Source organism: Lentzea aerocolonigenes (assembly GCF_000974445.1).
Classification (GTDB): Bacteria; Actinomycetota; Actinomycetes; order Mycobacteriales; family Pseudonocardiaceae; genus Lentzea; species Lentzea aerocolonigenes.
Genome location: NZ_BBOJ01000006.1, coordinates 389,212 through 395,485 on the forward strand (window position 1 = coordinate 389,212; position 6,274 = coordinate 395,485).

The window sequence follows — 6,274 nt, forward strand, 5'->3', positions numbered from 1 at the left end:
ACAAGGTCGTCGATGTTCAGGGCAGGACGTCGGAGTGCGGGTGGTTGCCCGTCGTGGGCACCGCGGCGGAGATGCGGAACAGGCCGCACCCGACGTTGCCGTCGGGGTCGGCCGAGGTCACCAGTGCGACGGAATCCGACGCGCAACCGCGGGCGATCGCCGTCGCCAGCTGGAAAGCCGCGGAAGCCCCGTCCGTGTCGCCGATCAGGCCGGCGGGCTCGATCATCTCCCGGTCGCGGCCGAAGACGCTCTCGACCGCCAGGCGCTCCGCGACCGCGCACCGGCGCGAGACCACGATCGACGAAACCTCGGTCACCGATCCGCCCACGGCGTCCAGCGCACGACGGATCAGGGCGGCCAGCACCTCGGCGGCCGCGCCGGGGTGCGGGGCGACGCCGAACTCCAGCGCGAGCGGTTCCGCCAGTGGCACGCGTCCGTGCTCGGCGGCCGCCCCGGCGTCCTCGAGGAGGAAGACGCAACATCCCTCACCGAGCGGATCGGCCGATCGGGCGCCGTGCCCGTGCCAGGTGAGCCACGAACGTCGTGGCGTCAGGTCCTCGACCGCGGCGGCCAGCACGGCCGGCGCCCGGCCCCGCAGGTGCAACCGCCGCGCGCAGGCGAGCACCGACAGGCCTGTCACCCGCCCGGTCGTCACCGTCGTGTTCGGGCCGCGCAGGCCGAACCGGATGGCGCACTGCGCCGCCGAGTTGTTCATGACGCTGCTCGGGAACGCCTTGGTGTCCACCTGGAACGGTTGCGGGTTGGTCAGCGACTGACGGGTCAGCTCCATCGCCCGGTCCGTCGCGATGAGATCGCCGCCGAGCACCACGGCCTTCGCGGTCGCGGGATATTCGGCGAGATCATGGCGTCGCAGCAGCAGTCCCGCGGTACCGACCGCGAGGCTCGCCGCACGGCCCAGTGCGGCGAGGTTCTTGGCGTCGTTGCCGATGATGGCCGTGAGGTCGAACTCCTCGACGACCCCGGCCGCCGCGTAGGGCAGTTCGGCGGACGGGTCGACAGGGGCCAGGGCAGTCCGGCCGGCCAGCACGCCACGGGTGAAGGCAGCGGCGCCGAGCCCGAACGGGGAGATCACCGACATCGCCGTGATGACCGGGCTCATGCGCCGATGCCACCATCGATCTCGAACACCGCGCCGGTGACGTAGGAGGCCCGTCCCGAGCTGAGGTAGGAGACCAGGTCGGCCACTTCCTCACCGGTGCCCGCGCGACGCAACGCGATCCGCTCGATCATGCGTGCGCGAACCTGTTCGGACAGTCCCGCCGTCATGTCGGTCGCGATGAGTCCGGGAGCGACGACGTTCGCCCGCACGCCGTACCTGCCGACCTCCTTGGCGAGCGCCCTGGTCATCCCGATGATGCCCGCCTTGGCCGCGGAGTAGTTGGCCTGGCCGGGATTGCCGTGCACGCCGGACACCGACGACAGCGTGACGATGCTGCCGCACTTGCGTTTCATCATCCCGAACGTCGCGGCCCGGCAGACGTGGAACGTGCCGTCCAGGTTCGTGCGAAGCACGTCACCCCACCGCTGCGCGGACATCGTGGCGAACCCGCCGTCCGCGGTGATACCGGCCGAGGTGACGACCGCGTGGATCGGGCCGAAGTTCCGTTCCACGTCCGCGACCCACGCCGTGACCGCGGCCGCGTCGGTCACGTCCACCCTCGTCGCGGACACCCTCGTCCCGTCGAGTTCCTTCACCAGCTGCTCCGCGGCCTCGGAGTCCGATCGGTAGGAGAACGCCACGTCGAACCCGTCGGCGGCCAGCCGGGCGACGCAGGCCCTCCCTATCCCCCGCGAACCGCCGCTCACCAGCGCCACCCGCGTGCCTTCGGCCATCACGCACCTCCCAAGCGCAGCAACGCGCCGCTCACGGCGCCATTCGGATCCGTCGCCATCACGAGCACATTCCGTCCCGCCGCCTCCGGCCACCTGCCGACGAGTCCCAGCGCGGTGGCGACGGCGAAGGCGGCCGACGCGGCGCCGGTGTCACCGATCCCTTCCGCACCGGGGACCCTGGTCAGCGCGTCCAGCCCGACGAGCCCGGCGAGGGCTGCGCGTTCCCGCAGTGAGCTGCCCGCGTCGATCGCCGCCCAGACGGCTGCGGCACCGACTCCGGCGCGGTCCAGCACATCCCTGGCGCACGCCACCACCGCGGCGGGCAGATCGCGGTCGACCGCGACCCGTCCGGTCACCGCGAGCACGTGCGCCAGCGGTTCGCGCGCTCCGGGTGCCTCCAGCCGGAACATCGCGCTGCCTTCGCCGAGCCACTCCAGCCTGCGGCTGCAGGCGTGGTGGGTCAGCCAGGCCCTGGCCGGCGTGTACTCCTCGACCGCGCCGGCGATCACCCGGTCCGCCCGGCCGGCGGCGAGCAGACGGCTCGCGTAGTCCAGCGCGTGCAGACCCGCGGCACGACCACCGGCGACAGTGGTGTTGGGGCCCGTGATGCCGAAGCGGATCGCGCACTGCGCGGCCGCGCAGTTCATCGTGCCGCTCGCCAGCGTCTTCGGGTCGAGCAGGTGCGGCCTGCGGGCCCGCAGCGAGGCGCGCATGTGGTCCATCTCGGTCTGCACGCTGCCCAGCGCGGTACCCAGCACGAGCCCGGCGCGCTCACCGGTGTCCAGGCCGGGCTCCACCAGCTCGCTCAGCGTCGCCAGCGCGAGCTGGCTCGCACGGTCGAGGTGCCGGATGCCCTTGCCGTCGAGGATCGCCGCCGGGTCGAGTCCGCGCACCGTGCACGCGAGCGCGTCCGGCAGCACCACTTCGCCGGCGTCGACCGGGCGGGCCGCGATGTCGCCGCCCAGCACACCATCCACATAGGACTTCGCGCCGAACCCGAACGGTGACACCACCGACCAGCCGGTGACCACCGCGGTGGTGTCGTTCATCGATCCCTCCCGGCGTACCTGCCGAGCACGACGACGGCGTTGTCGCCGCCGAAGGCGAACCCGTTGTTCTGCACCACGTCCACCCTGGCGGCGCGCGCCACGTTCGGCACGCAGTCGACCCCGCAGTCGGGATCGGTCTGCCGGTGGTTGATCGTCGGGGGGATGAACTCCCCGGTCAGCGCCAGCACGCACCCGATGGCCGCGAGAGCGCTCGCCGCGCCCATCGTGTGCCCCAGCATCGATTTGAGCGAGACCACCGGAGGCGGGCGACCGTCGTAGACGTCCCGGATCGCCTCGCACTCGGTGACGTCGTTGAGCTTGGTCCCGGTGCCGTGCGCCGAGATGAAGCCGACCTCCCGCGGCTTCACCCCGGCGTCGTCCAGGGCCAGCCGCATGCAGCGCGCGACACTCGCACGGGACGGCGCGACGGGATGTTCGCCGTCGCAGTTCAACCCGTAGCCGAGCACTTCGGCGTGGACACGGGCCCCGCGGGCGGCAGCGTGCTCGGCGCTTTCGAGCAGCAGCACACCGGCGCCCTCGCCGGTGATGATGCCGCGCCGTTCCGCGTCGAACGGGCGGCACGCGTCCGGGTCGACCAGCCCGAGCCGGTGGAACGCGGCGAACGTCTTGCGGCTCACCGCGTCCGAACCGCCGCACAGCACGTAGTCGGCCAGGCCCAGCCTGATCGCGTCCAGCCCCTCGCCGATGGCGTAGTTGCCGGCGGAACACGCGGTGCCGATCACCCGAGCATCCACATCGGACAGACCCAGCTCCCGCGCGATGGAGGTCGCGATGGTCTGCGGGGGTATCCGGCGGGCCAGTTCTGGGCGCATGTGCTCCGGCCCGTGCCGCACGTCGGCCGAGGTCAGCTCGTCGACGTCCTGCGACTCACCGTTCGTCGTGCCGATGGTGACGAGTCCTCTGCGCCGCGCCAGGGCCTCCGGTTCGAGACCGGCGTCCTGCACCGCCATCCGCGCCGCGGCGGTGGCGAACTGCGCGGCACGTCCCAGCCGGGCGGGATCGAGCGTGCGGATCCAGTCGCCCGCGGCGAAACCACGCACCTCGCACACGACATCGGAGGGAAAGCCCGTGGTGTCGAACGAGGTCGCCGGTGCCGCCGCGCTGCGGCCCGCCCGCAGCGCGGCGGCGAACTCGCGCAGTCCGACACCGATGCCGGACACGGCACCCATGCCGGTCACCACCACGCGGCGTCCGGCGACCTGGGCCGTCACCGGCTCGCCACGTTCTCGTCGGCAGGCCAGCCGGCGACCTCCGCCACGACGTCGTAGACGGCGTCGACGCTGGTCATGCGATGGATCTCCTCCGGCTCGATCTCGACCTCGAACTCGGTCTCGAGCGCGGCGAGCAGGTCGATCGCGTTGAGCGAGTCGACGCCCAGGTCCTCGACGAAGTGCGTCTGGTCGGTCATCTGCTCCGGTGCCACCTCGAAGGAGGTACAGGCCAGCTGCTTGATCCTGTTCTTGCGGTCATCGATCAGAGTGCTCATGTCACGTCCATTCCGTTCCGTAGTTGGTGTGCAGCCAGTTCTCGTCGTAAACGGAACCGAGGTAGCGCTCCCCCAGGTCGGGAGCGATCAGCACCGCGGTCTGGTGCTCACTCCCGCCGTTGCGGGCCAGCCAGCGCAGTGCTCCGGCCACGACGGTGCCCGTGGACCCGCCGAAGAGGAAGCCGTGCGCGGCGAGCCGGTGACAGGCGCGGATCGCGTCGGACTCGGCGACGTGCACCACGTCGTCCACGAAGGACGGATCGAGGATCTCCGGTCGCCGGCTCGTGCCCAGTCCCGGAATCAGCCGGCGTGCGGGGTTCCCGCCGAACGTCACCGATCCCACCGCGTCGACCGCGACCACGGTGACCGGCAGCCCTTCGTCCCGGAAGAACCGGGCGCATCCCATCAACGTCCCGGTCGTGCCCGCGCCGACGAACAACAGGTCGATGTCCGGGAACTGCTTGAGGATCTGCGGTGCGGTGCTCGCGTAGTGCGCTCTCCAGTTGCCCTCGTTCGCGTACTGGTTCAGCCACACGTACGAGTCGTCGGCAGCGCACAGCTCCCGCACGCGATCCAGCCTCGCACCGAGCAGGCCGCCGTCCGCGGTCGGCCGGGAGACCACCTCCACCCGAGCCCCCAGTGCCCGCATCATGCGTACCGAAGGTTCCGTGCACCGGTTGTCGGTGACGCACACGAACCGGTAGCCGCGATGGGCGGCGATCATGCTCAGGGCCACGCCGAGGTTGCCTGACGACGACTCGACGAGGGTCTGTCCTGGGCGGAGCAGCCCCGAGGCCACGGCGTCGTCGACCATGCCGGCCGCGGCCTTGAGCTTGATCGAACCGGCGAGGTTGAGCCCCTCGCACTTGAGATGAAGGTGGTGGCCGACGATGCCGTGCAGGTCGACGTACAGGTCGTCGACCGTGAACGCGTCGGGTGCGGAGATCACCGGCACGCCCGGCCACCCGCCTCGACCGGCGTGGGCGTCTCGGTCAGGGCGCGCCCGGCCAGCCGCGGCACGTCCTTCATGAGCGCGTACAGCTCCGGCATGTCCTCGGGTCCCAGTGCCTGCGGGCCGTCGCACAACGCCACCGCGGGTTCCGGATGGCACTCGATGATCAGCCCGTCGGCGCCGACCGCGACGGCGGCCCTGCTGAGCGGCAGCACGAGGTCGCGCCGCCCGGCGGAATGCGAGGGATCGACGATGACCGGCAGGTGGCTCATCTTCTGCACCACCGGGACCGCACTGATGTCGAGCGTGTTCCTGGTCGCGTTCTCGAAGGTGCGAACCCCGCGCTCGCACAACACGATGGCTTCGTTTCCGGCTGCAGCGACGTATTCGGCGGCGAGCAGCCACTCCTCGACGGTCGCGCTCAGCCCGCGTTTGAGCAGAACCGGGCGACGGGTTGTCCCGACCGCGCGCAGCAGTGCGAAGTTCTGCATGTTGCGAGCTCCGATCTGGAGCATGTCGGCGTGGTCCGCGACGAGGTCCACGTCGCGTGTGTCGAGGACCTCGGTCACGAACGGCACCCCGAGTTCGGCCCGGACGTCCGACAGGATCCGCAGTCCCTCGGCGCCCAGCCCGTGGAAGGAGTAGGGCGAGGTGCGCGGCTTGAACGCACCACCCCTCAGCAGGGACGCACCGGCCGACACGGCCATCTGGGCTGCCCGCAGCGTCTGTTCCGCCGTCTCGACCGCACAGGGGCCCGCGACGAGCGTGAACGTGCCAGGCCCGATCGTCACCCCTCCCACCGCGACCGTGGACCGTCCGGCCCGTCCGTTCGCGCCCACCAGCTCAATTGGATCGGCCATGACCATCTCCTGACATGTGTCGGCGTCGAGCAATCTGTGTGCAGCCGGTCGC

7 protein-coding genes are annotated in these 6,274 nt (G+C 71.3%); all 7 read right to left on the bottom strand.

What is annotated here, in order from left to right; genetic code table 11:
• Window positions 1-16: 16 nt before the first annotated feature.
• The 7 genes from AOM45_RS14465 to aroF are packed head-to-tail and all read right to left on the bottom strand — an operon-like array spanning window position 17 to window position 6,222.
• The gene (locus AOM45_RS14465) at window positions 17-1,120 is read right to left on the bottom strand and encodes a beta-ketoacyl synthase N-terminal-like domain-containing protein (protein WP_051784487.1); all 1,104 of its coding nucleotides are present in this window, start codon (window positions 1,118-1,120) and stop codon (window positions 17-19) included.
• Entirely contained in the window at window positions 1,117-1,854 is a 738-nt protein-coding gene (fabG, locus tag AOM45_RS14470; protein WP_030472197.1) for a 3-oxoacyl-ACP reductase FabG, read from the bottom strand. Before fabG ends, AOM45_RS14465 begins: the two co-directional genes overlap by 4 nt.
• On the bottom strand, window positions 1,854-2,903 hold the full coding sequence (locus AOM45_RS14475) for a beta-ketoacyl synthase N-terminal-like domain-containing protein (protein WP_030472198.1): 1,050 nt from the start codon (window positions 2,901-2,903) through the stop codon (window positions 1,854-1,856). The genes fabG and AOM45_RS14475 overlap by 1 nt, the downstream gene beginning before the upstream one ends.
• Entirely contained in the window at window positions 2,900-4,135 is a 1,236-nt protein-coding gene (locus AOM45_RS14480) for a beta-ketoacyl-[acyl-carrier-protein] synthase family protein (protein ID WP_030472199.1), read from the bottom strand. The genes AOM45_RS14475 and AOM45_RS14480 overlap by 4 nt, the downstream gene beginning before the upstream one ends.
• Window positions 4,132-4,410, bottom strand: a complete 279-nt coding sequence (locus AOM45_RS14485) for an acyl carrier protein (RefSeq protein WP_030472200.1) — start codon at window positions 4,408-4,410, stop codon at window positions 4,132-4,134. Before AOM45_RS14485 ends, AOM45_RS14480 begins: the two co-directional genes overlap by 4 nt.
• A 1-nt stretch (window position 4,411) precedes the next feature.
• The gene (gene sbnA / locus AOM45_RS14490; protein WP_035913067.1) at window positions 4,412-5,365 is read right to left on the bottom strand and encodes a 2,3-diaminopropionate biosynthesis protein SbnA; all 954 of its coding nucleotides are present in this window, start codon (window positions 5,363-5,365) and stop codon (window positions 4,412-4,414) included.
• Window positions 5,356-6,222, bottom strand: a complete 867-nt coding sequence (gene aroF / locus AOM45_RS14495; RefSeq protein WP_030472202.1) for a 3-deoxy-7-phosphoheptulonate synthase — start codon at window positions 6,220-6,222, stop codon at window positions 5,356-5,358. The genes sbnA and aroF overlap by 10 nt, the downstream gene beginning before the upstream one ends.
• Window positions 6,223-6,274 lie beyond the last annotated feature (52 nt).